The 25462-nt window shown below is 66.8% G+C and carries 20 protein-coding genes and 1 pseudogene; 6 read left to right on the forward strand and 15 right to left on the reverse strand.

The window, feature by feature from the left end; translation table 11 throughout:
* Positions 1-12: 12 nt before the first annotated feature.
* A complete protein-coding gene (locus tag ACSYS9_RS13335) occupies positions 13-906 on the reverse strand; it encodes a LysR family transcriptional regulator (RefSeq protein ID WP_071227983.1) in 894 nt (297 codons plus the stop codon).
* Between the two features lie 106 nt (positions 907-1012).
* On the opposite strand from ACSYS9_RS13335, the gene ACSYS9_RS13340 reads away from it, so the two are divergent.
* Positions 1013-1756, forward strand: a complete 744-nt coding sequence (locus tag ACSYS9_RS13340; protein ID WP_071227982.1) for an SDR family oxidoreductase — start codon at positions 1013-1015, stop codon at positions 1754-1756.
* 113 nt (positions 1757-1869) lie between these two features.
* Here the strand turns inward: ACSYS9_RS13340 and ACSYS9_RS13345 are convergent, their stop codons facing one another.
* The 3 genes from ACSYS9_RS13345 to ACSYS9_RS13355 are packed head-to-tail and all read right to left on the reverse strand — an operon-like array spanning position 1870 to position 7360.
* Positions 1870-4947 (reverse strand): efflux RND transporter permease subunit, encoded by a 3078-nt coding sequence (locus ACSYS9_RS13345; RefSeq protein WP_071227981.1) that lies wholly within the window; start codon positions 4945-4947, stop codon positions 1870-1872.
* Entirely contained in the window at positions 4944-6116 is a 1173-nt protein-coding gene (locus ACSYS9_RS13350; RefSeq protein ID WP_071227980.1) for an efflux RND transporter periplasmic adaptor subunit, read from the reverse strand. The genes ACSYS9_RS13345 and ACSYS9_RS13350 overlap by 4 nt, the downstream gene beginning before the upstream one ends.
* On the reverse strand, positions 6113-7360 hold the full coding sequence (locus ACSYS9_RS13355) for a TolC family protein (RefSeq protein WP_071227979.1): 1248 nt from the start codon (positions 7358-7360) through the stop codon (positions 6113-6115). The genes ACSYS9_RS13350 and ACSYS9_RS13355 overlap by 4 nt, the downstream gene beginning before the upstream one ends.
* Before the next feature lie 62 nt (positions 7361-7422).
* Here ACSYS9_RS13355 and ACSYS9_RS13360 point away from each other — a divergent pair, with 62 nt between their 5' ends.
* Positions 7423-8097 (forward strand): response regulator, encoded by a 675-nt coding sequence (locus ACSYS9_RS13360; RefSeq protein ID WP_071227978.1) that lies wholly within the window; start codon positions 7423-7425, stop codon positions 8095-8097.
* Positions 8090-9469, forward strand: a complete 1380-nt coding sequence (locus tag ACSYS9_RS13365) for a sensor histidine kinase (RefSeq protein WP_071227977.1) — start codon at positions 8090-8092, stop codon at positions 9467-9469. The genes ACSYS9_RS13360 and ACSYS9_RS13365 overlap by 8 nt, the downstream gene beginning before the upstream one ends.
* Before the next feature lie 945 nt (positions 9470-10414).
* Here ACSYS9_RS13365 and ACSYS9_RS13370 read toward each other — a convergent pair.
* The 3 genes from ACSYS9_RS13370 to ACSYS9_RS13380 form a co-directional block, all read right to left on the reverse strand.
* Positions 10415-12760, reverse strand: coding sequence for a GH92 family glycosyl hydrolase (locus ACSYS9_RS13370; protein WP_071227976.1), 2346 nt, complete (start codon positions 12758-12760; stop codon positions 10415-10417).
* 102 nt (positions 12761-12862) lie between these two features.
* Positions 12863-13186: a thioredoxin family protein gene (locus ACSYS9_RS13375; RefSeq protein ID WP_071227975.1), complete on the reverse strand. Its 324-nt coding sequence runs from the start codon at positions 13184-13186 to the stop codon at positions 12863-12865.
* 5 nt (positions 13187-13191) lie between these two features.
* Complete coding sequence (locus ACSYS9_RS13380; RefSeq protein ID WP_019337746.1) at positions 13192-13608, reverse strand: baeRF12 domain-containing protein; 417 nt, start codon at positions 13606-13608, stop codon at positions 13192-13194.
* Positions 13609-13770: 162 nt separating this feature from the next.
* Between ACSYS9_RS13380 and ACSYS9_RS13385 the strand changes: the two genes are divergently transcribed.
* The 3 genes from ACSYS9_RS13385 to proP all read left to right on the forward strand — a co-directional run bounded on the left by ACSYS9_RS13385 (position 13771) and on the right by proP (position 15963).
* A complete protein-coding gene (locus ACSYS9_RS13385) occupies positions 13771-13998 on the forward strand; it encodes a hypothetical protein (RefSeq protein WP_071227974.1) in 228 nt (75 codons plus the stop codon).
* Between the two features lie 85 nt (positions 13999-14083).
* Entirely contained in the window at positions 14084-14212 is a 129-nt protein-coding gene (locus tag ACSYS9_RS13390; RefSeq protein WP_256200907.1) for a hypothetical protein, read from the forward strand.
* A 263-nt stretch (positions 14213-14475) separates the two neighbouring features.
* The gene (gene proP, locus ACSYS9_RS13395; RefSeq protein ID WP_071227973.1) at positions 14476-15963 is read left to right on the forward strand and encodes a glycine betaine/L-proline transporter ProP; all 1488 of its coding nucleotides are present in this window, start codon (positions 14476-14478) and stop codon (positions 15961-15963) included.
* 84 nt (positions 15964-16047) lie between these two features.
* Here proP and ACSYS9_RS13400 read toward each other — a convergent pair whose 3' ends face one another.
* The 8 genes and pseudogenes from ACSYS9_RS13400 to ACSYS9_RS13435 form a co-directional block, all read right to left on the reverse strand.
* Entirely contained in the window at positions 16048-16665 is a 618-nt protein-coding gene (locus ACSYS9_RS13400; protein ID WP_071228003.1) for a hypothetical protein, read from the reverse strand.
* Positions 16666-16772: 107 nt separating this feature from the next.
* Entirely contained in the window at positions 16773-17399 is a 627-nt protein-coding gene (locus ACSYS9_RS13405) for an AAA family ATPase (RefSeq protein ID WP_049399751.1), read from the reverse strand.
* Positions 17400-17402: 3 nt separating this feature from the next.
* The gene (locus tag ACSYS9_RS13410; protein WP_005413623.1) at positions 17403-17744 is read right to left on the reverse strand and encodes a type II toxin-antitoxin system prevent-host-death family antitoxin; all 342 of its coding nucleotides are present in this window, start codon (positions 17742-17744) and stop codon (positions 17403-17405) included.
* 70 nt (positions 17745-17814) lie between these two features.
* Positions 17815-19410: a sensor histidine kinase gene (locus ACSYS9_RS13415; RefSeq protein WP_071227972.1), complete on the reverse strand. Its 1596-nt coding sequence runs from the start codon at positions 19408-19410 to the stop codon at positions 17815-17817.
* Between the two features lie 9 nt (positions 19411-19419).
* The gene (locus ACSYS9_RS13420) at positions 19420-19824 is read right to left on the reverse strand and encodes a response regulator (protein WP_019337750.1); all 405 of its coding nucleotides are present in this window, start codon (positions 19822-19824) and stop codon (positions 19420-19422) included.
* Positions 19825-19960: 136 nt separating this feature from the next.
* Entirely contained in the window at positions 19961-21415 is a 1455-nt protein-coding gene (locus tag ACSYS9_RS13425; RefSeq protein WP_071227971.1) for a porin family protein, read from the reverse strand.
* 90 nt (positions 21416-21505) lie between these two features.
* Positions 21506-22270, reverse strand: a pseudogene (locus tag ACSYS9_RS13430) (Slam-dependent surface lipoprotein).
* 53 nt (positions 22271-22323) lie between these two features.
* The gene (locus ACSYS9_RS13435; RefSeq protein ID WP_071227970.1) at positions 22324-25446 is read right to left on the reverse strand and encodes a TonB-dependent receptor; all 3123 of its coding nucleotides are present in this window, start codon (positions 25444-25446) and stop codon (positions 22324-22326) included.
* Positions 25447-25462 lie beyond the last annotated feature (16 nt).

The following is a 25462-nucleotide window of genomic DNA, read 5'->3' on the forward strand; positions in this document are numbered from 1 at the left end:
CAGCGGCCGGCACTACCTCATCTGGTCGAACACCCCGGCCACCCAATCAATGAACACCCGCAGCCGCGGCGATGGCGTGCGGTTCCGTGGGTAGACCAGGCTCAACGGGCTCGGTGTCGGCGGCGAGTCCGGCAATAGTTCAACCAGCTGCCCGCTTCCGACATACGGGTCCATCCGGTAGCGCGGCGCCTGGATGATACCGAGGCCCGCCAGCGCGGCGCCGAGGAAGGCATCCGCACCGGAAACTCGCACCTGCGCAGGCAGCGCCAGGTAGCGCACGTGCCCACCCTGCTGGAACTCCAGCGGAATCAGCTGGCCGGTGGCGCTGGAGCGGTAGCCGACCATCTGATGGCCTTTCTCCAGCGATTCGATGGTATCGGGCAGGCCGTGCGCCTGCACATAGCCAGGCGCGGCCACCGTCACCTCGCGCAGCATCGTCAACCGGCGCGCCGCCAGATCGCTGTCGGCCAGCGTCCCCACGCGCAACGCCGCATCCACGCCTTCGCGCAGCAGGTCAACATAGCGGTCGCCTTCGCTGACCTCCAGTTCGATCTCCGGGTAGCGCTGCAGGAATTCCGGCAGATGCGGGAACAGCAGGTGGCGGCCCAGCGTGCCATGCACCTCAATGCGCAAGGGGCCACGCGGCGGCGCGTCACGGAAGGCGGCCTCGGCATCATCCATGTCGGCGATCAGGCGCAGGCAACGCCCATAGAAGGCCTCGCCTTCCAGCGTGGGTACCACCAGCCGCGTGGTCCGGTGCAGCAGGCGCACGCCCAGCCGCTGTTCCAGCGCCTTGATCGCGTCGGTCACCGTGGCCCGTGGCAGGCCCAGGTCCTCGGAAGCCCGGGTGAAGCTGCGGCGCTCGACGATACGGACGAAGGCGCGCATGGCCGTGAAGCGGTCCATTGTTCGGCGATCCGGATGATGTTGACGGATTATGCAGGATTATCCGAAAAGACAATGTCGCGAAGATGGCCCTGCGCCACTCCGGCGCGCCCTGCTGGAACCGACCATGACCCTCTCCCCCACCCGCTCTGTCGCCCTGGTCACCGGCGGCTCCCGCGGCATCGGTGCCGCCATTTCGCGCCGGCTCGCCGCCGATGGCCACGCCGTGGTGATCAACTATGCCGGCCGCCGCGATGATGCCGAGGCATTGGCCGCCGAACTCAACGCCGCCGGCGCGCAGGCCGTTGCCCTGCAGGCCGATGTGGCCGACCCGCAGGCGGTGCGCCAGCTGTTCGACGCCATCGAGGCCCGTTTCGGCGGCATCGACGTGGTGGTCAACAGTGCCGGCGTGCTGCAGCTGGCGCCGCTGGCCGACAGCGACGATGCCTTGTTCGAGCGGGTGATCGGGATCAACCTGAAAGGCGCTTTCAACGTGCTGCGCGAAAGCGCGCGACGGGTGAGCGACGGCGGCCGCCTGATCAGCCTGTCCACCAGCGTGGTCGGCATCAGACTGGAGAACTACAGCGTGTACGCGGCCAGCAAGGCGGCGGTGGAAACGATGGCAGCGATCCTCAGCAAGGAGCTGCGTGGGCGCAACATCACCGTGAACACAGTAGCTCCCGGCCCGACCGCCACCGACCTGTTCCTGGAGGGCAAGTCACCGGAACTGATCGAGCGGTTGGCGAAGATGAATCCCCTGGAACGGTTGGGTACGCCGGAGGACATCGCCGGTGCGGTGGCGTTCCTGGCCGGTGCCGATGGCGGGTGGATCAACGGCCAGGTGCTGCGCGCCAATGGCGGGATGGTGTAGGTAGTCGCCCACCTTGGTGGGCGCGTCGCCGCGTGCCCACCAAGGTGGACACCTACCGGGCCATGCCTGGCGGCCGGGTGGCATCCACGCATGGCGTGGATCTACGGTGCCGATCAGCCGGCGCGGGCCTCGCGGCGCCGGTGCACCCAGTAGTACAGCGTCGGCAGCACCAGCAGGGTCAGCAGCATCGCCGACAGCAGGCCACCGATCACCACCACCGCCAGCGGCTTCTGGGTCTCGGCACCGATCGCATGCGAGGTCGCCATCGGCAGCAGGCCGAACATCGCCAGCAGTGCGGTCATCAGCACCGTGCGCAGGCGCTGCAGCGAGCCCTGCACCACCGACTGCAGCAGGTCCATGCCCTGCTCGCGCAGCTGGGCGAAGCGACTGAGCATCACCACACCGTTCAGTACCGCCTGCCCGAACAACGCAATGAAACCGATGGCCGCCGACACCGACAGCGGAATACCGGTCAGCCACAGGGCCAGGATGCCGCCGATCATCGCGAGGGGCACGTTGGCCAGGATCAGTGCTGCGCTGCTGATGTCCTTGAAGGCATCGAACAGCAGCACGAAGATGAGCAGCACCGACAGCGGAATCACCCAGCCCAGCCGCTTCATCGCACGCTGCTGGTTCTCGAACTCGCCGGACCACTCCAGCCGGTAGCCTTCCGGCAGCTGCAGGCTGAAATCCACGCGTTTGCGCATGTCGGCCACCACGCTGCCCATGTCACGACCAGCGATGAAGATGCTGACCGCCTTGACCCGCTGTGCGTTCTCGCGCGAGATATTGATCGCGCCGCTGGCCATGCGGAAGTCGGCCACGTCGGACAACGTCACCGTGTGGCCATCGCCGATGCCCACCGGCACCGTACGCAGCCGCTGCAGGTCACGATCGGCATCGTCCAGGCGCAACGTGATCGGGAACCTGCGGTCGCCCTCCCACAGCTCGCCGACCTGGCGCCCGCCCAGTGCGGTCTCGATCACTTCGTCGATGTCGCGCACGTTCAGGCCATAGCGTGCTGCGCGGTCGCGATCGATATCGATCTGCAGCTGCGGCAGGGAGCCATCGCGGTCGATGAAGGCACTCTCCACCCCCTCCACCCCACGCACCTGGCCCAGGATCGCCTGCGCCTGCCGGTTCAGTACGTCCAGATCCGAGCCACTGACCTTGATCACCACCTGGCCTTTGATCTGCGAAATGCTCTCCAGGATGTTGTCGCGCACGGGCTGCGAGATCGAGAACTCCGGCCCCGGAATGCGTTGCTCCAGCGTGCGCTGCAGGTCGCTCACCAGCTGCCGCTTGTCCACGCCCTTCGGCCATTCCTTCTCCGGCTTCAACGCCACCAGCGCCTCGATCTGGTTCGCGCCCTTGGCATCGGAGCCGTCTTCCGGGCGCCCCAGCTTGGCCACCACCGTCGACACCTGCGGGAAGGTGCCGACCAGCTCACGGATGCGCCGCGACTGCTGCTGCGCTTCGGCCAGGCTGGTGCTGGGGTCGAGTGTGGCGGTCAGCCAGATCGATCCTTCGTCCAGCTCGGGCAGGAACTCCGAGCCCAGGCGAGTGCCCAGTGCCAACGTACCCACCAGCAACGCCACTGCGGTCAGCACCACCGCACGTGGCCGGGCCAGTGCGCGCTCCAGGATCGGCCGGTACCAGTCGGTCAGGCGGTCCATCAGCGGGTTGCCGTCGCGCATGCGGTCGCGCCGCAGCCACCAGTAGCAGAACAGCGGTACTACGGTCAGCGCCAGGATCAACGCACCTATCAGCGCAGAGGTCACCGAGTACGCCATCGGCGCGAACATGCGGCCTTCCTGGCGCTGCAGGGTGAAGATCGGGATGTGCGCGGCGATGATGATCAGCATCGAGAAAAAGGTCGGGCGACCCACTTCCGATGCGGCCGAAAGAATGGTCGAGAAGCGCGTCTTCCGGTCGGCCGTAGGTGGCAGCTTCGACAATCGCGAGACGATGTGCTCGGTGACGATCACTGCGCCATCGATGATGATGCCGAAGTCCATCGCACCCAAGGACAGCAGGTTGGCCGGCACGCCCCACAGGTGCAGGCCAAGGAAGGTCGACAACAGCGCCAGCGGCATCATCGCCGCCACGATCAGTGCGGCGCGGGCGTTGTACAGGAACAGCCACAGCACCAGGAACACCAGCACCGCACCTTCCAGCAGGTTGCGGAAGACGGTCTTCAGCGTGGTCGACACCAGCCACGAGCGGTCGTAGAACGGCTCGATGCTGACCCCGGCCGGCAGCTGGTTCGCCTCGATCTCGGCGATGCGCGCATGCAGGGCGTCGAGCACGTCGGACGGATTCTCGCCCTTGCGCATCAGCACCATGCCGAACACAGCATCGTCATTGTCGTCCTGGCCAACCAGACCCTGCCGTGGCAGGCCGGTATCGGCGATGCTGGCCAGGTCGCGCACCAGGATCGGCGTACCGCCGCGCTGCGCCACCACCACCTTGCCGATGTCACCCGGCGAACGCATCAGGCCCACGCCGCGGATCAGGAACTGCTGCTGGCCGCGCTCCACGTAGCCGCCGCCGGCATTGGAGCTGCCCTTCTCCAGCGCCTCGGCGAATTCACCGAGGCTGATCCCGCGGTCACGCAGCTTGTCCAGGTCCGGCTTGACCTGGAAGGTGCGCGCGAACCCGCCGAAGCTGATCACATCGGCCACGCCCGGCACGGTGCGCAGGCTGCGCTCCATCGTCCATTCCTGCACCGTGCGCAGCTGGGTCGGCGTCATGTGCGGGCCCTTGAGCACGTAGCGGTAGATCTCGCCCACCGCCGAACTCATCGCCTCCAGCTCCGGGGTCACGCCCTCCGGCAGCTCCACGCCCTGCAGGCGTTCAAGCACCTGCTGCCGCGCGAAATTGTCGTCGGCCTTATCGTCGAAGGTCAGGATGATCATCGACAGGCCGAACTGGGTATGCGAGAACACCCGCACCGAATGCGGAATGCCGGACAAGGCCACTTCCAGCGGCATCGTCACTTCGCGCTCCACCTCTTCGGCGGCACGTCCCGGGTGCAGCGACACCACCGTCACCTGGGTGTCGGACACATCCGGGAAGGCTTCCACCGGCAGCACGCGGAACGCGGCAATGCCGGCGCCGATGAACAACAGCAACGCCAGCATCACCATCAGCGGCTGGCGCAGGCAATAGGCAATCAGGCGATCGATCATGGCGCGGCGTGCCCGCTACCGGTGCTGGCGGCGGCCGGTGCGCTGTCGACCAACTGCTGCAGCAGCAGGCCCCCTTCGACCACCACCCGGCTGCCGGCGGCGAGGCCGTCACGTACCCACAGCCGGCCGTCACCCAGCTCCTCGGCGTGCACGGCGTGGCGCACGAAGCGGCCCTTGCCCTCTTCCACGAACACCACCTGCGTGCCGTCGATCAGCAGCACCGCGGCATCGGGCAATGAGACACCGCCCTCGGCCGGCAACGCCACCTGGGCGCGCACATACTGTCCCGCCTTGAAGCCGCGTGCGCGATTGTCCAGCTCGGCGCGTGCCTGCACCACGCGGCGTTCGCTGTCGACGAAGTCATCCACGTGCTGCAGGGTCGCCTGAAGTGACTGTCCATCGGCGCCGGGCACGCTCACCTGCATGCCGGCCTTCAAGCGTCCGGCCAGGCTTTCGGGAATGTCCAGCAACAGCCACAGGCGGTCCGGGTCGCCGATCATTGCCAACGGCTGATCGCTGTCGGGGCTGACCGACATGCCCGGGCTCATCCGCCGCTCCACCAGCACGCCATCGATGGGAGCGCGCAGCGGCAGGCGCTGGTCGACGCGCTGGCCGTTGCCATAGGCCTTGGCGAAGGCGGCCGCGCGTGCATGATCAGCCTGACTTCCAGCGAAGTTTGCCTCGGCCTCGTCCAGTTCACGACCCGACGCCACTCCCGCCGCATGCAGTTCGCGGGTACGGTCCAGCTCCTTGCGTGCCTGCTGCAGCTCGGCGCGACCACGGGCACCTTCAGCCTGAGCCTGGCCGAACTCGGGCGAGGTGATCCAGGCGATGACCTGGCCGGCTTTCACCTTCTGCCCCGGCTGTGCCTCGATGCGCGCTACCTGCCCCGGCAGCGGCGTGTGCAGTGCGCTGGAGCGCGTCTCATCCCAGACCACCCGGCCCGGCAGCTGCAGGCTGGCGCTGGCGCCGGCACTCACTGTCTCGCTGCGCAGCACGTCCAGCTGGCGGCTGTCGGAAGGAAACTGAATCTGGCCGGCACTGACCCGAGGTGCGTCCTCAAGATAGGAAGCTGGCTCTCGACCACAGCCGCCCAGCAGGATCAGCGCCAGCAAGACGGGCAGCACGGCGTATCGCGCCTGCGGGCGATAGGCGACGGTGGACTTCATCGGGATTCTCCTTCGGCAACGGATGTGGCGGCTTCCCAGCGCGCCAGTGCAATGGCATGGTCGATGCGCGCCTCGATCAGTGCGGCCTCGAAGTCGCGCCAGCTGCGGCGCGCATCCAGCAGATCGGTCAGATTGGCGGCACCGCGCCGGTACGCCAGTTCGATGCCCTGCACCGCCTTGCGTGCGGCGTCGGACTGCAGTCCCTCATAGTCGCTGCGGCGCTGTGCGGCGGACTGCGCGCTGGCCTGCAGCTGGTCCAGCTCGGCGCGTGCTTCGCGCTGCAGCACCTGCAGCTCCAGCGCGGCGCTGTCACGGTCGGCCTCGGCACGCTGGATCGCGCCGCGCGCGCGCGACGGCCCCCCCAGCGGAATGGTCAACGACACGCCCCAGGTAACACCGCTGATGTCGGTCGGCTCTCGTTCGGCCTCCACGCCCAGCTGGATATCGCGATGGCGCTCGCTGCGCGCCAGGGCCACGCCTGCGTCGGCCGCGACCAGGCGCGAACGCGCGGCACGCAGGTCGGCGCGCTGCTGCGGGTCGAACGCGCGTACATCGGCCACACTGCTGGCATCCGGCCAGGGGTCATCAGCACTGAGGCCGCGGCTGTCATCGCTGCCCAGCAGCATCCCCAGCACATTCCGCGCGTCACGCAGATCCAGTGCTGCCTCGCGCGCCGCATCCGCCACAGCCAGGTCGTCCACCGCCAGGCGCGCGCGATCCACCGGTGCCATCGCCCCTGTCGCAACCTGCTTATCCGCCGCCGCCATCTGCTCGGCCGAACTCTGCCGGTTGGCGTCGGCAATCTGGGCCCGCTCCTGCGCGCCCTTCAGGCCGAAATAGGCTTCATGCAGTGCCACCTGTTGTCGGCGACGGGTATCGAGCATCTCCAGCCCTGCCACTTCCAGCAGCGCGTCGGCCTGGCGGATGCGCAACGCACGCTTGCCACCACGTTCCCAGGTCCAGCCCAGGCCCACGGTGCTGTCCACCCGCTTGTCCTGCCAACGTCCAGGACCGATGCCGTGCTTGGGGCTGATCTTGCTGGTGCCGATCGACAGCTCGGTGGCCGGGCGCAGCGCCGCCGTCTGCGCGTCACCCTGCAACCCGCGCAGCTCCAGTGCCGCGGCGCGCAGGTCCGGGTTGTGCGCTTCCATTGCACGCTGCGCTTCTGCCAGGGACAGCGCCGAAGCCGCAGGCGCGCACAAAAGGGCGGCCAGTACGACCGCAAGACGAGGGGAGAAATTCATGCACGTCACGGTAAGGTGACGGACTTGCGCCAAACTTGCCCCAACCTTGCACGAAGCTTGCAATGCGAATCCTGCTGATCGAAGACGACGCCGCACTGGCCGATGGACTGATCCGTGCCCTGCAGGGCGCCGGTCATCTGTGCGACCACCTCCCGCGCGGGCTGCACGCGCCGGCCGCGCTGGCCAGTACCCCATATGACGTCATGGTGCTCGACCTTTCGTTGCCGGACGTGGATGGCCTCGACCTGCTCTCGCGACTGCGCAACGACGGCGCTACCCTGCCGGTGCTGATCCTCACTGCGCGCGATGGCGTGGAGGACCGCATCCTCGGTCTCGACCGCGGTGGCGATGATTACCTGGCCAAGCCATTCGCACTGGGTGAGCTGGAAGCCCGCCTGCGTGCGCTGTCACGCCGCCGCAGCGACGCGCCGGCACAGAAGCGACTCGGCCGGCTGTGCTTCGACAGCATCCGCAATGAAGTGCAGGTGGAAGGCCAGCGCATCGAGCTGACCGCACGCGAGCTGTCTCTGGTCGAAGCGCTGATGCAGCATCCGGGCCGCACCGTCACCAAGCAGCGGTTGTTCGATGCGTTGTACAGCTGGGACCACGAGGCCAACCTGTCGGTGATCGAGGTGCATGTCAGCCGCCTGCGCCGCAAGCTGGAACAGGCGCGCGCCGGCGTCGGCATCCGCATGTTGCGTGGCCTTGGCTACCGGCTGGAGGCCGTGGGTGACTGAGCGCGTGCACAGCCTGCGCGGCCTGCTGCTGCGACGCCTGTGGCTGCCGCTGCTGGTGCTGCTGCTGTGCAGCGCAGTAGGTTCGTTCGCGCTGGCGCGCTTCTACGCCGGCCAGGTCTACGACCGCTGGCTGCTGGACTCGGCGATGTCGTTGTCCGAGCTGGTGACAGTGCGGGATGGCCGCGCCTCGATCGAGATCACCCCGGCCGTATCGCGCATGTTCACCTGGGACACCGCCGACGAAGTGCATGGCGAGGTGGTCGACGCTGCAGGCGGGCGCCTGTATGGCGACCTGCCCGAAGCATTGCCGCGCCCGGCGAGCGCTGCCGCGGATGACGATGCGGTCTACTACGATGCCCGCCTGCGTGGGCAGCCGGTGCGCATGGTCGAAGTGGTGGTCAGCGCCGGGCAGGGCCATGACATCCGGTTGCGCGTGGCCGAGACATTGCGCAAGCGTCACCGGCTGGAACGCAAGCTGCTGCTGACCAGCGTTCCGTTCCAGGCCGCGATCCTGGCACTGGCGGCGTGGCTGGCCTGGTCCGGCACCGGCGCCGCCGCACGCCACGCGAACCTGGTCGCACGGAAGCTGGCCAGCCCGCGGCCGGATCCATTGGCGCCGCTGGACCCGGCGCAGGAGGCACCGCGCGAACTGTGGCCGGCGGTTGAGGCCTACAACGCCCTGCTGCAGCGCCTGGACGCGATGCAGGATGCGCAGCGGCGCTTCGTCAGCAACGCCGCACATCAACTGCGCACACCGTTGGCGGCCATGCAGGTGGAGCTGGAGAGCTCATTGCGCCAGCATGATCCGCAGGCCCAGCAGCTGGCGCTGTCCGGCACGCTGGCCGGGTTGGCCCGCTTGCAGCATCTGGTCAACCAACTGCTGATGTTGAGCCGCTCCGAAGATCCGCATGGCAGTGCACTGCAGCTGCAGCCAGTGGACCTGGCCGCGTTGGCGCGCGGCGTGGTGGAGCGCTATGCGGACCGTGCATTGGCTGCAGGCGTGGACCTGGGTTATGACGGGCCCGACGACGGCGTGCAGGTACAGGGCGATCCGCAGCTGCTGCGCGAGGCGTTGGGCAACCTGCTGGACAACGCGCTGCGCTACGGTGCCGTGCCAGGCGTGATCACCCTGGGACTACAGCAGGATGCCGAGGGCGTGCAGGTGTGGGTGGACGATGACGGCACCGGCATTGCCGAAGCCGAGCGCACGCGCGTCACGGAACGCTTCTACCGGGCCAGCAGTGAAGGCGATGGCTGTGGGCTGGGACTGGCGATCGTGGCCGAGATCGCGCAGCGGCATGATGCTGCGCTGGTGATCGATACCGCCCCGATCGGTGGCGCGCGGGTGGGGATGCGGCTTCGATCCCGCTGACGTCCTGCGTGCCAACCAAGGTTGGCACCTACCAAAGGCACCCCAGCCGGCGGGCCCCGGTAGATGCCAACCTTGGTTGGCGCCGTTGATGCTCCTCGTGCCAACCAAGGTTGGCACCTGCCAAAGGCACCCCTCCGGCGGATCCCGGTAGACGCCCACCTTGGTGGGCGCTGTTGACCTCCCGCGTGCCAACCAAGGTTGGCACCTACCAAAGGCACCCCTCCGGCGGATCCCGGTAGACGCCCACCTTGGTGGGCGCTGTTGACGTCCCGCATGCCAACCAAGGTTGGCACCTACCAAAAGCACCCCAGCCGGCGGACCCCGGTAGATGCCAACCTTGGTTGGCGCCGTTGATGCTCCGCGTGCCAACCAAGGTTGGCACCTACCAAAGGCACCCCAGCCGGCGGGCCCCGGTAGATGCCAACCTTGGTTGGCGCCGTTGATGCTCCGCGTGCCAACCAAGGTTGGCACCTACCAAAGGCACCCCACCGGCGGATCCCGGTAGATGCCCACCTTGGTGGGCGCTGTTGACCTCCCGCGTGCCAACCAAGGTTGGCACCTACCAAAAAGCACCCCAGCCGGCGGATTCCGGTAGACGCCCACCTTGGTGGGCGCTGTTGACGTCCCGCATGCCAACCAAGGTTGGCACCTACCAAAAGCACCCCAGCCGGCGGATTCCGGTAGACGCCCACCTTGGTGGGCGCCGTTGACCTCCCGCGTGCCAACCGAGGTTGGCACCTACCCAAAGCACCCCTCCGGCGGATCCCGGTAGACGCCCACCTTGGTGGGCGCTGTTGACGTCCCGCATGCCAACCAAGGTTGGCACCTACCAAAAGCACCCAGCCTGCGGATTCCGGTAGACGCCAACCTTGGTTGGCACCTACCAAAAGCACCCCAGCCGGCGGATCCCGGTAGATGCCAACCTTGGTTGGCACCTACCCATCATCATCGGCTCATCGAATACGGCGCCTGCGCGCCCTGCCCCGGCCAGTCCCTGTTCGGCTCGGCCTGCATGCTGAAGCGCAGCTCGCCACCGGCCAGGATCTCGTCGTGGCGCAGGAAGGTGCGCTGTAGCGGCTTGCCGTTGAGGCTCACGCTGCCCACATAGGTGTGCCTGTCATCCAGCCCATCGGCCACGATGGTGAAGGTCTTGCCGTTCGGCAGGCGCATCGCGGTCTTCGGCAGGAACGGGCGGCCGAGGATGTACTCACCCGAGCCGGGGGCCACCGGGTAGAAGCCCAGCGCGGTGAACACGTACCACGCCGACATCTGACCGACGTCATCGTTGCCGGCCAGGCCATCGGGGCGGTCGGCGTACTGGGTGTCCATGATCTGCTTCAGGCGCGCCTGGGTGCGCCACGGCTGGCCGGCGTACGAGTACAGGTAGGCCACGTGATGGCTGGGTTCGTTGCCATGTGCATACCAGCCGATCAGCCCGGTGATGTCTTCCATGTGCTCGAAGATGGACGGGTCGACCTTGGCGTTGAACACCTCGTCCAGGCGCGCGAGCAGCTTGTCACTGCCACCGTGCGCTGCCGCCAGACCGGCCACATCCTGCGGCACGTACCATGAGTACTGCCAGGCATTGCCCTCGGTGTAGTCGGTGCCGTATCCACTGGCGCTGGGATCGAACGGCGTGCGGAAGCTGCCATCGCGCTTGCGTGCGCGCATGAAGCCGGTGTCCTTGTCGAAGGCGTTGCGCCAGTTGCCGGCGCGCTTGTCGAAGGTGGCCGCAACATCGGTCTTGCCCATCGCCTGTGCCATGCGTGCGATGGTCCAGTCATCAAAGGCGTACTCCAGCGTCTTGCTGGCCGCTTCGCCTTCCTCGTCGATCGGCACGTAGCCCAGCTCGCGGTACTGCGCGATGCCATCGTACGGGCCGTAGTTGGCAGTCTCGACCATTGCCTTCAGCGCCTTGTCGGCGTCGAAGCCGCGGATGCCCTTCACGTAGGCGTCGGCGATCACCGGCACCGCGTGGTAGCCGATCATGCACCAGTCTTCCAGGCCATGGAACGACCACACCGGCAGCATGCCGTAGGGGCTGTGCTCATGGTGGGCCAGCATCGAACTGACGAAATCGCTGTTGCGCTGCTCCGGCTGCACCAGCGTCAGCAGCGGATGCAGCGCGCGGTAGGTGTCCCACAGCGAGAACGTGGAGTAGTTGGTGTAGCCCTTGGCCTGGTGCACCGCGTTGTCCGAACCGCGGTACTGGCCATCGGCATCCATGAACAGCGTCGGCCCCAGCATCGTGTGGTACAGCGCGGTATAGGCGCTGCGTCGCGCATGTTCCGGCGCATCGATATCGAGCACCGACAGCGCCTGCGTCCATTCCTGCTTTGCCTGAGCGCGAACGCGGTCGAAATCGAAGCCGGCCACTTCCGCGTCGAGGTTTGCGATGGCACCGGCTTCGCTGACAGGCGAGATCGCAACCTTGACCACCAGCGGTGCATCCAGCTTGCCGAAGGCGAAGGTGCCGACCAGCTGGCGCCCCTCGATCTGTGCGCGCTGCGCCGGATCCTTCTCGCCCGGCGGCGGGAAGCCTTTGTACACAATGTCCTGCTCGGTGTTGTGCAGCTCATGCCCGGAAAGCGGCCGCGAGAAACGCATCGCGAAATACAGCTGGCGGCCCGGCGCCCAACCACGGGTTTCGCGGAAGCCGGTCACCGTGCCATCGGCGCGCACCCGCACCCGCGACCACAGCACCTTGCCCGGGTAGTCGTACATGCTGGTGCGCATGTCCAGCAGCACCTTGGCATCGGTGCCCTTGGGGAAGGCATAGCGGTGCACGCCCACGCGCGCACTGGTGGTCAGCTCCGCGCGCACCTTGTAGTCATCCAGGGTGACTGCGTAGTAGCCCGGCTCGGCCTTCTCGTCGTCGTGGCGGAAACGCGAGGCGTAGCCGCTGCGTGGCTTTTCCGGATCACCGCGCTCCAGGCCGGGATTGCCGGTGAACGGCATCAGCAGGATGTCGCCGAGGTCCGAATGACCGGTGCCGGAAAAATGCGTGTGCGAGAAGCCGACGATGCTGCTGTCGTCGTAGCGATAGCCGGCTGCCCAGCCATAGGCCTTTTCGCGTGGTTGGATGCGTGTGTCCGGGCTGAGCTGGACCATGCCGAACGGCACTGTGGCACCCGGGTAGGTGTGGCCTTCACCTCCAGTACCAATGAACGGGTCGACCGAGGCGTAGGCCTTGTCGGCGGCGGTTTTGGCGGGAGCGGCCGACGCCAGGCCGGAAGCGAGCATTGCCGTGGCGGCGACAGCGATCAGGAGACGACGGTCCAGCGTGGGCATCGGCGTTTGGATCGATTCATGTGGTAGCCGGATGCTAGCACTGGGCCTGTCACGCCGCATGCTGCAGTGCGACTGCCCGGTGTCCCGCGCCGGGTTCAATCATCAACCGGGAAGCGCGCTCTGCAACGACATGAGGTCCGCACTGTCCAGCGGCCTCACCACCCGCGCGACCTCTTCTCCATCGCGCAGCAGCACCACTGTCGGCCACAGCTTCACCTTGAACGCTCGCCCCAATGGCCTTCCCTTGCCATCCTCGATCTTCCAATGCGGCAGATCGTTCGCTTCGACGAAGACCTGCAACGCGGGCTGCGCGGCCTGGCAATGACCGCACCAGGGCGCACCGAACTCCAGCACCTGCCACCCAGCCTGCGCCGCCACCCCCGCAAAGGTGGGCTCGTTCGGAAGGTGATCACGCATGAACGGCATGAGCGCTACGCCGCCAGTGCCTTCTGGATGTCTTCCAGCGGCGCGTTGGTCAGATCCTTGGCAATATCCCCGAGCAATCGCGCCTGGACCTCTTTATGCAGCAGCGGACGGATGCGACCCAGCGTGGTCGGGTCGGCGATCAGCACCAGGTGCGCATAGCGGTTCTTCAAGGCATCCTCATTGAGCTGTTCGGCCACCTGCTTGGCGAACGTCGCCTCGTTGAGCTGCGAGACCGACATGTCCTTCGGCACTGCACCCGCAGGCCCCTGCCCGGACACGCCCTGCTCACTGATGTCCTGCAGGCGCAGCTCGCCCTCCTGCTTCAGGGTCAACTGATGGTTGCTGCCCACGTTGGTGAACACCCGTGCCGAACCACCGTCGGCTACCACGATCAGCGTTCCTTCGGGAATCGTCCGCGCCATTGCATCCTCCGTCAACTTGAAAAGTGGGTGTGCGTTCCACCTTATGCACGCCTATGTCACCAGAGCGCGTACAGGATGTGATTCCGTCATCGCAATCTGAAATCCGCCCTAAATTTACCCGGAGGCCTGCCGCTATGGCCTCCATCATCGCGAGGAACCGCTGTGCACGCTGGCTCACTGTTCCACGTCTGCTTCGCCACCAGCCTGGCCATTGCCGGCTGCGCCGGCTGCATCCACCAGTTCCTGCAGGGCCAACCGTTCTTCGCCCTGGCCATCATGCTCTCGGTGCTCACGATGATCGGCGCCGCACTGGTCACGCGGAAACTGGCACTGCCGGGCGCCTTGGCGATTACCTGCACGGTGTTCGGTTTGCTGGCGAAGTCGGCCTGAGCCTTCTGAACAGGCGACGTGGAACACAGCGTGCAGATCAGCCCGCTTCGCTGCACGCTCACGCCGGTGCCGTTATGATGAACGGATGATCGACACGACCCACTACGTGACGGGCGCACCTGTTACGTGGGAAGCACTGCCGACCGGCGCTTCGCTTGCCACGATTGCTCCCGCCCTGCATTTCCATCGCCTCGCGCTGGATCCCGGCGGATGACGCCCGCAGGCCCACGGCCTGCCTTCCCCACACGCTGATGTGACACGCGGCTGCCAACTGCGCTGCCGTTGTGAGCCCGTTGCTGCGTTTCCGCCGTTGCGGCGGTGCTTTGCCGTGCGCGTGGCGTTGCGCCTGCACACATTCCCCGGCCCCCACGCCGCCTTCCGATGCCCCTGCGCCACTTGCGCCTGCATCGCCGTTTCCGATTTCCGGGACACACCACAGCACCCATTCCCCTATTCCATACCTACAAGGGAGCCCCTATGCAGGACACGCCCGATTCCCATGCCCACTTCGGCTGGTTCAAACGCCGCCGCCACCTGAAGGTCGATGAGATCACCGTCGTCGACAAGCCCATGCTCAAGCGCGCCGTCGGTGCCGCTGCACTCGGCAATGCCATGGAGTGGTTCGACTTCGGTGTCTACGGCTATCTGGCCGTCACCATCGGCCAGGTGTTCTTCCCGTCGAGCAATCCCACCGCACAGGTGATCGCGGCCTTCGCCACCTTCACCGTGGCATTCCTGGTGCGTCCACTCGGCGGCCTGGTGTTCGGCCCGCTCGGCGACCGCTATGGACGCCAGAAGGTGCTGGCGTTCACCATGATCCTGATGGCGCTGGGTACCTTTGCGATCGGCCTGATTCCTTCCTACGAGCGGATCGGCATCTGGGCACCGGTGCTGTTGCTGCTGGCGCGCGTGGTGCAGGGCTTTTCCACCGGTGGCGAATATGGCGGCGCGGCCACCTTCATCGCCGAGTATTCCACCGACCGCAACCGCGGGTTGATGGGCAGCTGGCTGGAGTTCGGCACGCTGGGCGGCTACATCGCCGGCGCCGGTACGGTCACCGCACTGCACATGCTGTTGAGCAACGCACAGATGCTGGACTGGGGCTGGCGCATTCCATTCCTGGTGGCCGGCCCGCTGGGCCTGCTCGGCCTGTACATGCGAATGAAGCTGGAAGAGACCCCGGCATTCCGCGCCTTCGCCGAGGAAGCCGAGAAGCGCGAGCACGACCGGCCCGGGCTGGCCGCGCTGTTCCAGGTGCACGGCCGCCAGCTGCTGGTGTGCATGGGCCTGGTGCTGGTGTTCAACGTCACCGACTACATGCTGTTGACCTACATGCCCAGCTACCTCAGCGTCACCATGGGCTACGCCGAGAGCAAAGGCCTGCTGCTGATCATCATCGTGATGCTGGTGATGATGCCGCTGAACATCGTCGGCGGATTGTTCAGTGACAAGCTGGGCCGCCGGCCGATGATCATCGGCGCCTGCATCGCGCTGCTGGTACTGGCGATTCCATGCCTGCTGCTGGTCGGCAGCGGCAACGACTGGATGATCTTCCTTGGCCTGATGCTGCTGGGCCTGGCGCTGGTGTGCTTCACCAGCTCGATGCCGTCCACGCTGCCGGCGCTGTTCTATACCCCGGTGCGCTACAGCGCGCTGTCGATCGCCTTCAACGTCTCGGTATCGTTGTTCGGTGGCACCACGCCGCTGGTGACCGCGTGGCTGGTGGAACGTACCGGCGACCCGCTGGTGCCGGCCTACTACCTGATGGGCGCGGCGGTGGTCGGCCTGATCACGATGCTGTTCGTGAAGGAAACCGCCGGCCTGCCGTTGCGTGGTTCACCGCCGGCCGTCGGCAGCGACAGGGAAGCTGCGGCGCTGTTGAAGAGCGATGTGCCGGTCACGGTGGACCCGAGCCTGCCGCCGCTGCCGGACGTTGCTGAGCCCGAGCAGGTGAAGCCGGCCTGAGGCTCGCCGCGAAATGCCACACGCATGGCCTGGATCTACATGGGGCCTGCGGCGCCGGGCGGATACGCCCGGCGCTACCTGGCGCTATTTCTTGATGCGGGTCAGCTTCCCCGGCGTCCAACGCAGCGTCCATGTGTAGTTTCCGTCCGGCGGACAGACGTGGCGGTTCGGGCTCTTCCATTCGCAGACCGTCGCACCGGCACTGACGGTGAAATCGACAATGATGCGACCACCCTGGATGCGGATCGCGCGGATGGCGCCTGGAATCTGTTCAACCGCGTCGTCACCATAGCCATACTGGCGGATGGCGGCATAGTCCTCTGCTTCCACCGGCGACAGGCTGTTCGGGTTCTCCTGGCCGCGCGGATCGTTTGCCGTCAGCGCCGTCATCACCGCCACCACATTGCGTTGCGCGAAGCTGCCGCCGGTGTAGGTGGACGTATAGAAGTACACGACCTCGGCACGGCCATCGCCATCGAGGTCGGCAACAGCGGTCCACACCGGACGGAAATCGGATTCAATGTCGTCGCCGGGAATCAGCCGCAGGTTGGCTTCGGCGGCGTGGTAGGCCTGTACCAGGCTGGGCGGCGGCGCCACCCGCTTGGACGCGGCAGGCGCGGCCGTCGCCGTCAGGCTGGACAGCGCCAGCGCAGCAAGCACCAGACAGATCGAAGTGGAGCGGAACGTCGCAGGTCCGTGCATGTCGTCCTCCATGAGTGTGCGGTCAGTCTAACCGCAGCTCCGGTGGCGCCCAGTCGTGCACGGCGCGCCTTCGCGCGATGTGAAAGACATCCACACATGGTGTGGATCTACTGCGGGGTGTCCAACTCCATCGCACGCATCACGATCGGTTTGGCCCAGTCCGGCGTGTGCAGCAGTTCGGCCACCGAGACCGGGTACTGCAGCTGGCCGCGCTCCATCGCCAGCACCGGGAGGGGCTCGGCGCAGCCTTCTGCGTCGGCCGGCGCGCTGTTGTCGTAGACATGCAGCTCAGCCAGGTGCGGCAGCAGGTCCAACAGGTTCTCGCGCGCCGAATCGAAGCGGGCGTGGATCTTTTCCACCGGAATATCGTGGCCACCGGCCTCTACCCGCGCCGCCACGCGGGCGATGTGCAGCTCGACCGTGGCCAGGCCACAGAACCAGATCGCGACGTGATGGTGCTCGCAGGCCTCGCGCAGCAGGCGCGGAATGGTGTTGCCACCCAGCGTCGTTTCGAAGGCGAAGTCCGTGCCATCGGCCATGGCCTGGCGCAGGCGGCGGGTGCCTTCCTGCCAGGCCTCGGCATTGGCTTCGGGCAGCGGCCAGCCAGCCTCGACCAGGCGGCGGGTGAACGAATCGGGGTTGAACCAGCTCAGTCCTTCGGCTTCCAGCCAGGTACCCAGCAGCGAACTTTTGCCGGCGCCATTGACGCCGGCCAGCACCAGGATCCGCCCCATCGTTCAGAGCGGACGGCCGAGGGTGACCTTGCGGCCACGGCGGATCGGCTGGCCCAGCACCTTGCCCAGCCCCTCACCGCGCTGCAGGCTGGCCAGGGTCTGGTCGAACTCACCGCGCAGGCGCAGCAGTTCTTCACTGCGCTCACCGGCGTCACCGCCAGCGGCCTTGGCCAGCAGCTCCTGGTACGTGCGGATATCCACGATCACCGCTTCGGGATGATTATGGTTGGTGATGACCAGTGCCTGCTTCTCGCGCACGGTGCGCATCAGGCTCGGCCAGCCACGGGTCTTCACCGACGAGGCCGGGGCCTTTTCGAGGCCAGGCAGATCCAGCGGCAGGGTCATGGCACGGCTCCAGACGGGGATAGTTGAGGCCATTATGCCCAATTTGGCCCAATTGGGGATAAATGGACCATTACCTGACGGAGCCCTCCGCCGCCGCGCCCGGCGCATCGGTCTGCAGCAGGCTGTCGCGCTCCCGCAGCGGGAAGCGGATCCAGGCATCCAGGCCTTGTGGGCCAAAGCGCAGCTCCCCGCTGCCAGCCAGCTCGTACGGCACGCGCTGCTCGATCAGCGCCCGGCCCAGGCCGCGCTGGCGGGGCAGCTCCCAGTCCTCCACCTCGGCATGACGCTCGCACCAGTGCAGGCCCAGCCATGGCTGGCCGGCCTGAACCTGCAGATCCCAGGTGACCTCGATCCGGCCATCCTCATGGGTGAGCGCGCCATGCCTCAGCGCGTTGGTCGCTAATTCGTGGATCGCCAGGGACAGTACTTCGGCTGCTTTCGGCGGCAGCAGCACGTCCTCGCCCTGCAGGCGGTAGGCGGCCGCTGCCGGCGTCTGCGCAGAGATCTCCTCTTCGAGCATGCCACGCAGGCAGACGCCGGCATTGGCACCACGGGTCAGCAGGCTCTGCGTGCGTGCCAGCGACATCAGTCGCCCGCACAACCGTTCAGCGTATTCATCCACACTGCTGACCGACTCGCGGGTCCGCCAGGCAATGGCATGGATGGTCGACATGATGTTGCGCACCCGGTGCTGCAGTTCGGCCAGCAATACCGATTGACGCTCAGTGGCACGCTTGAGGTCGTCGATGTCCACCGCGATGGCAAATACCCCGCTGACCTCACCGTCGCCATCGCGCAGGGGCGCGGCAGCGACCCGGGTCCAGCGCGCGCGGCCATCATCATGCAGGTACTGGAACTCCAGCCCCGGCACCACGGTCTCGCCGCGCATTGCGCGGGCGATGGCGAAGTCGTGCGCCTCGATGGCGTTACCGTCCGCATGCCACCCGCGCCATCGATGCAGGTTCACCTCATCCGTGGAAGGCACCTTGCCGCTGGGCAGGTAGGCACGCATCTGGTCGTTGGACAGCTGCAAGCGCCCCTCGGTGTCGACAATGCAGACACCTACCGGCAGCACCTTGAAGGCCAATGCCAGGCGCCGGTCCGCCTCCCGCCGCTTCTGCTCTTCGCGCTCGCGTGCCAATTGGGCCACATGTGCCGCTGTGGTCTCGAACATGGTCACCAACACGCCGTTGATGCGCCCCTCCTCGCCACGGATCGGGCTGTAGGTAATGGTGAACCAGACGTCCTCCAACCGCCCTCGGCGCGCCAGAGGATAGAGCTTGTCCTCGTAAGTGATGGTTTCGCCCTGCCAGACGCGCTGGTAGATCGGCCCGTTGATATGCCACACCTCGGGCCAGCACTCGCGGGTCGGCTGGCCGAGCCCGCCGGGATGCTTGTCGGCCAGGATCTCGGCATAACCATCGTTGTAGAGCTGCACCAGCTGCTCGCCCCACAGCACGATCATCGGGAAGCCATGGGCCAGCATCAGGTCGACGGTGGCGCGCAGGTGGGGCGGCCACTGCTCACAGGCACCCAATGGCGTGGACGACCAGTCGTGGCGGGCGATGCGCGCGGCCATGCCATCGTGGCGCGCATGCAGGCGCGGCGCAGGTGGCATCGAGCCACGCAGCTTGGCAGCGTGGATGCCTTCAGGACGGCGCGACATGCCGCGCAATCAGGCGATGCCCGCAGAGACCTGCGGCGCCGCCACCAGCCCGGCCAGCTGCTGCACCAGGGTTTCGATGTGATAAGGCTTGGTACAGCGCGGCGCGCTGGCGAAGCGGCTGGGCAGGTTGTCGTCGTAACCGGAGGTCAGCAGGAAGGGCGTACCCGCCTCGGCCAGCCGATCGGCCAGCGGATAGACCTGCTCACCGCCCAGGTTGATGTCCAGCAATGCCACATCGATGGGATGGGTATCGACCAGTTGCCCCAGCGCCTGCAGGTCACCGGCCGGCCCCACCACCTGTGCGCCTTTCAGCTCCAGATAGTCGACCAGGAACATCGCGATGGCGAATTCATCCTCCGCCACCAGTACACGCAGCCCTTTCAGGCCCTCTGGTTTGTTGCCCGCTTCCAGCACGACCGGCGCTCCTCGATACACGCGGCCCAGCTCTGCCGCAACGCCCGCAGGATGCGCGAACCGGGCTACAAGAGCGCGTGATGATGGATGAAGATCTCGGCCACGGCCCGTTCACCGCGGCATTGCAGCGGCGTGTTCAGAAGGCCCGCTCCCACTTCAGGCTGAGCAGGCTGCGGTCGTGGCTGTACAGCCAGCCAACGTTGCTGTCGATGCGCGCGTAGCGCAGGCTCAGGCTGGGTACCAGCCCGGCCACGGCAAGGCGCTCGCTGCGCACGATGGCGATCAGGTTCTGTTCGCTGTCCTCACGCCGCGCCTCCAGCAGCGGACTCCACGCGTCGTAGTCGCGCTCGCGCAACGAGACGAATACGGTGGCGGTGGTGCCACTCCATTGCCGCGCCGCACCCAGCCGCACGCCGCGCTGGCGATAGCCGTTGGCCGGGTTGGCGGCGCTGCTGTCACTCAGGTCCAGCCCGGCAAAGAGGGTCCAGCGCGGGTTGAGCGCACGGAACCAGGTGGCATACACCGCGGCCAGCTCACCGTCGTAATTGCTGGCCAGGCCACGCTGGCGATAGCGCTGGCGCTTCCAGTCGGCCTCCAGCTTGAGCAGGCTGCGCGCGTCCAGCGCATATTGCCATTCGCCATGCAGCCCGCTGCCGCCCTGCAGGGCCCGGTTGCCGACGCCCTGATAGTCATAGCTGGGGGCGATCTGCAGGGTATGCCGTGCGCTACGCCAGCTGTAACCCGCCTGCACGTTGGCATTGAGCTCGTTGTAGGCGCTGTGCCCGCGCCATGCCTGGCCGAATGCGAGGCCACGCACGTACACGCCATGGTGGCCCTTCAGTGCCCAGCGACGTTCGAGGTTACCGTCATAGTCCAGGCCCATGGCGCGCTGGGCATCGGGAAGATTGCGCTGGATGATGCAGGTGTCGCCTGCCCCGAACAGGCAGGTGCGGCTGGCCGAACTGCGATTGATGTTGTCGCTCCATGCCGGGCCGGCGGACAGCGCGCCTTTCCAGCGCTGGCGCGCCTGCAGCGCAGCCAGATAGGCGCCCACCCGTCCGCGTACACCTGCGGTGGCAGGGTCATCGGCGCTGATGCCATCCTCGATCGCCGTGAACAACGCCACCGCATCGCGATCGCGCTGGTCCTCGGCGTAGACGCGCGCAAGTTCAAGGCGGGCCGGCAGGAAATCCGGCTGTGCCTCCAGCAGCGCCTCGTACTCGTTGGCCGCGCGGTGGTGATTGCCGGCCACCCGCGCCAGGCCGCCCTGCGCATAGTGGCGCAGCAACGGGTCGTGGCCGGGCAGTTCGATGTATTCATCCAGGAAGCGTTGCGCGGCGCCCCATTGCTGATGCTGCAGCGACAGGTACAGCGCCTGGCCCAGATCGTCGACCGTGCGCTCCACGCGCAGGGTCTGGCCGTCGATGGTGATGGTCGGTCGCTCCGACTCGGCCTGCTGCAGGCGCTGCTGGTCCTGCTGCTGGTGGCGCAGGTCGGTGCCCTGTTCGAGCACGCGGCGAAGATCGTCCTGCTGGGCGCGAGCGTCGGCGGCCGCCAGCAGCAGTACGACAAGGAAGATGGGATGGCGCATGGTCGATCCGTGGTGGTGCATGCAGCGGGCCGAAGCAGGGACTGGCGGATCGCGGCTTGTCCCTGCCCTGCCCCGTCAGGGGCGTGGCAATCAGTTCTTGCTGCCGCCGAAGGCGGTGTCGTACTGGCTGTTGCCGCTGAAGGTGGCGATACCGGCCAGGGCGGCCGCGTTGGCGCCGAAGAACTGCCCCTGGGTGGTGCCGGCAACGCTGCCGTTGGCGGTGGCCGAACCGGCGAACGATGCGTCGGCACTGTTGATGTTGGCAACGATGGCCAGGTTCAGGCCGTTGCCCGACAGCGCACCATCCAGGGTGCCGGCGCCGAAGTCGGCGTCGAAGGTGCCGCTCAGCAGGTTGCTGCCGTTGAACTTGTTCAGGCCAGCCACGGTGTAGGACGCCACGCCGGCGGGCAGCGTGGTGCCGGCGCGGTCACCGACGAAGTAGACCTGGCGGTTGTTGAAGCCACCGGCGGCGCCATCCTTGGACCATTCACCGAACCAGACATCGCCACTGCCGACCTTGACGAAGTTGAAGTGGCCCATGCCGGCGTGGCTGCCCGGTGCGCCGGTGATCGGCATGGCCAGGGTACGTACCGTCACGCCATTGACGGTGGTGGGTGCCGAGTAAGCGCTCAGGCCCTAGAAGTCCACCGGCTTGGCCTGGGACACGGTGCCGACACCGATACCGGCCTTGCCAGCACGGTGCGGGCCGCCATTGACCTGCGATTCGCCAACCGCCACATACAGCTCGGCATCGGTCTTGGCACTGGCGGCACCGACGATATCGGCAGCATGCGCGGCACCGACCAGAGCCAGCGAGGCAGCAACGGCGAGAACCGAACGGGAGATCATTTTCATGGTATTGCTCCTTGGTTGAGGGAACTACGGGTACAACGCTTGAAGGTGGGAGATCAGAAACGTGCGGTGACGCCGAGCTTCAGGGTGCGACCCGGGGCCGGCAGCGTGGACCGCGTGGCTGGATCGACGTAGTAGCGGTTGCCGAGGTTGCTGCCGACCAGTTCGACGCTGGCATGCTCGTTGAAGCGCCAGCGCGCATAGGCATCGACGGTGGTGATGTTTCCCCAGGTGAACGGCACGTTCTGCCAGAGCAGGCCGCTGCCACCGCTCAGCAGGCGGTCACGGTAGGCCTGCAGATCAGGGTTCTCGTGGCGCTGGTAGTGCACGATGCGGCTGCCAAGCTCCAGGCGCTCATCGAACAGGCGCGTGCCCAGCGACCCGTTGATCGACAGCTTGGGAATGGCCTGGGTCAGCAGGTAGCCACCGACGAAACCATCCTGCACGCAGTTCGGGACCAGGCCGCGGTTCGCATCCAGGAGCACCGCCGTGCTCTCGTCACACACCTCGTTTTCCAACGTGCGGGTGATGCCCAGATCGGTGAAGAAGCGCCGGTTGTCGAAGCGGGCCTGCAGTTCGATGCCACGGATGGTCTGCTTGTCGATGTTGTCGAACAGGAAGTTGCCATCGCGCTCGATCACGTCACGGGTCTTGTGCACGTAGTACGCCAGCTTGACGTCGGCATCGGCGGTGTTGCCGAACAGCGCCGACAGGTTGTGCACGTAGCCCACTTCGTAGTTGTAGGCGTGCTCGGGCTTGAGCGCATGCAGCGGATTGAGGCTGCCGGAGAAGGCGATGGTGCTTTCGAACATGCTCGGGAAGCGCACCGCTTCGCTGTAACGCACGTAGGCACGGGCGGCCGGGGACAGGTGTGCAGTGGCCGAGAAGGTCGGCAGCCAGGCATGGTCGCGGCGGCGGCTGTTGCGTCCATCGACCGGCTGCGACTGTACGCTGTTGCCGATGTTGCAGACCTGGTCGCTGCCGGCGAACACCGGCTGCACGCCGGGAATGGCCGCCACTTCGCCATTGAGGCAGGGATTGCCGGCGCGGGTGTAGTTGCCATCGGCATCGGGCAGCCAGGGCCGCGTGTACCGGACCGGACGCGGCGTCTCGTACGGTGCCAGCAAGGCACGGATGCTGTCGTCGATGAACCAGCCCATGCCGCGCTTTTCCCATACGGCGCGGCGTGCTTCCAACGCGTCGATGCGGGCCTGCAGATTGGCGGGACGGGGCGGCAATTCGTTCACGGTGTACTGCGCTTCCTTGCCACCTACGCCCTTGGTCAGCAGCTCGGGGTGCGCCTCGAGGAAATCGTCGAAGGCCCAGTAGCGGCTGTAGCGCACGCCTGCATTGAGGGTAAGGAAGTCGACCGGCCGCCACTCCAGGGTCAGGTAGCCCTCGCCCTCCTGTCGGCGCCCGGCACGCGGGAACATGCGCCAGCCATCGGTGGTACCGAAGTACGGATCGCTCGAGCCGAGCTTCTCGTACTGCCAGTTGCCGCCCACGGTCAGGTCCAGGGTCGAATGCAGCGCGAAGCGGTTGCTCAGGATCAGGCCGGTGCGGTCGTTGCGCGCGTTGGCCAGCGCGGTGTTGCGCAGGATCGGGCTGGCGTCCGGGTTCCATGCCGGATTACCCACTGCGAAGTTCGGGAAGCCGCCAGCACTGTAGGTATCGCTGTCCGTCTCCGTGCGCCACAGGTTGGCGTAGAGGTCCAGCCAGCGGCTGCCGGCCGGCTGGAAGCGGTATTCCAGGTTCCAGGCATCGGACGCAACCCGGCTGAGCGGCCACTGGATGCGCCCGTAGTCGGGCGCGGACAGGATGCGCGACGGCATGATCTCGCCATAGTGGGACAAGGTGCGCCGCCAGGTCGCCTTCAGCTGCTGGTCGTCGTTGATCTGCCAGGTTCCCTTGACCAGCCACGACTCCTGTTCGCTGGAGGTATTGGGCACTTCATCGCCCGGTTTGAAGTAACGCGCCAGCGTGGTGATGTAGTCGATACCCTGGTACTCGTACTGCTCGCGCCGGTCCTGGTCGTAGTACGCGCCCCCCTTGCTGCCGGAGAAGTAGTTGCCGCGCTTGCGCCAGGCGTAGGCAGCCATCAGGTCGACGTTGTCGCCGCGTACGCCCAGTGCCAACCGCCAGGCCTGGTCTTCGCCATCGAAGGGGTTGTTGCCACTGCGCGACTTCACCGGCACCACCAGGGTGCGGTCGTCATAGGGTGAGTTCGGCGAGCCCTGCGGGAACCCCGGCACAGTGCGGTAATCCTCGCCGGTGTGCAGGCGCGGCAGGCGCGGTGCCACCGCATTGCTGCTGCCTTCGATCTTCAGCTCCCCGCCGAAGCGCTCGCCGGCAGCAACAATGTCGTCAACGTCGATGGTCTTGATAACCAGCGCACCGCCGATCCCGCTGTGCACATCGCGCACCAGCCCTGGCCCCTTGATGACCTGGATGCCACCAATCAGGTTGGGATCGATGTAGTTGCGGTTGCTGACGCCGTTGTAGCCGCGCCAGACCGTGAGCGCCTGTTCGCCACCGTCGATGCTGACCGGCACCCGCCCGGGCCCCTGGATGCCACGGATGTTGACGTCCAGCGCGCCGCTGTTGCGCGCATCGCCGCTGAACACGCCGACCAGATCCTTGACCACGTCGGCCGGGTTGGAGCCACGGTAGCGCTCCACCCGGTCGCGCCCCGAATACGCCGTGGTCAGGTCCAGCGCGAACACATCATCGTAGCCGCGCCGATCGCGGGCCTCGCCCCCTTCCGACTGCAGGCGACCGGCCACGTCCAGCGTCTCGGTCACCCGCACCCCTTCCCCCTCACCCGCTTCCGCTGCAGCCCGCAGGCTCCAGGTGCCGTCCATGCCGCGCTGCGCGCGCACGCCGCTGCCGCGCAGCAGCTGCTGCAGGGCCTGCATCTGGCTGTACTCGCCTTTCACTGCACTGGAGCGGCGGCCTTCCACCAGGTCGCTGCGGAACACCACCTGCACATCGGCCTGGCGGCCAAAGGTACGTACGGCATCAGCCAGTGGCTGTTCCGGAATGGCGTACTGGCGCAGCGGCGCGACGACCGCCGGTTGCGCCTGCACGGCCGGCACCCAGGCCAGCGGCAGCAATGCGGTGGAGATGGCCAGGGCCAGGGCGGTGGCGCGACGATGACAGGCGGATGCCGTGGACGGCATGGACAGGAACTCCTCA

Source organism: Stenotrophomonas sp. STK17_22 (assembly GCF_051983905.1).
GTDB lineage: Bacteria > Pseudomonadota > Gammaproteobacteria > Xanthomonadales > Xanthomonadaceae > Stenotrophomonas > Stenotrophomonas maltophilia_A.

Bases quoted from the DNA above. Each gene is read 5' to 3' on its own strand.
- ACSYS9_RS13390 (WP_256200907.1), top strand. From the start codon at position 14,084: ATGATCGACACGACCCACTACGTGACGGGCGCACCTGTTACGTGGGAA.
- ACSYS9_RS13400 (WP_071228003.1), bottom strand. From the start codon at position 16,665: ATGCACGGACCTGCGACGTTCCGCTCCACTTCGATCTGTCTGGTGCTT.
- ACSYS9_RS13355 (WP_071227979.1), bottom strand. From the start codon at position 7,360: ATGAATTTCTCCCCTCGTCTTGCGGTCGTACTGGCCGCCCTTTTGTGC.
- ACSYS9_RS13360 (WP_071227978.1), top strand. From the start codon at position 7,423: ATGCGAATCCTGCTGATCGAAGACGACGCCGCACTGGCCGATGGACTG.
- ACSYS9_RS13375 (WP_071227975.1), bottom strand. From the start codon at position 13,186: ATGCCGTTCATGCGTGATCACCTTCCGAACGAGCCCACCTTTGCGGGG.
- ACSYS9_RS13370 (WP_071227976.1), bottom strand. From the start codon at position 12,760: ATGCCCACGCTGGACCGTCGTCTCCTGATCGCTGTCGCCGCCACGGCA.
- ACSYS9_RS13340 (WP_071227982.1), top strand. From the start codon at position 1,013: ATGACCCTCTCCCCCACCCGCTCTGTCGCCCTGGTCACCGGCGGCTCC.
- ACSYS9_RS13405 (WP_049399751.1), bottom strand. From the start codon at position 17,399: ATGGGGCGGATCCTGGTGCTGGCCGGCGTCAATGGCGCCGGCAAAAGT.
- proP (WP_071227973.1), top strand. From the start codon at position 14,476: ATGCAGGACACGCCCGATTCCCATGCCCACTTCGGCTGGTTCAAACGC.
- ACSYS9_RS13335 (WP_071227983.1), bottom strand. From the start codon at position 906: ATGGACCGCTTCACGGCCATGCGCGCCTTCGTCCGTATCGTCGAGCGC.
- ACSYS9_RS13425 (WP_071227971.1), bottom strand. From the start codon at position 21,415: ATGCGCCATCCCATCTTCCTTGTCGTACTGCTGCTGGCGGCCGCCGAC.
- ACSYS9_RS13415 (WP_071227972.1), bottom strand. From the start codon at position 19,410: ATGTCGCGCCGTCCTGAAGGCATCCACGCTGCCAAGCTGCGTGGCTCG.
- ACSYS9_RS13380 (WP_019337746.1), bottom strand. From the start codon at position 13,608: ATGGCGCGGACGATTCCCGAAGGAACGCTGATCGTGGTAGCCGACGGT.
- ACSYS9_RS13435 (WP_071227970.1), bottom strand. From the start codon at position 25,446: ATGCCGTCCACGGCATCCGCCTGTCATCGTCGCGCCACCGCCCTGGCC.
- ACSYS9_RS13345 (WP_071227981.1), bottom strand. From the start codon at position 4,947: ATGATCGATCGCCTGATTGCCTATTGCCTGCGCCAGCCGCTGATGGTG.
- ACSYS9_RS13410 (WP_005413623.1), bottom strand. From the start codon at position 17,744: ATGACCCTGCCGCTGGATCTGCCTGGCCTCGAAAAGGCCCCGGCCTCG.
- ACSYS9_RS13350 (WP_071227980.1), bottom strand. From the start codon at position 6,116: ATGAAGTCCACCGTCGCCTATCGCCCGCAGGCGCGATACGCCGTGCTG.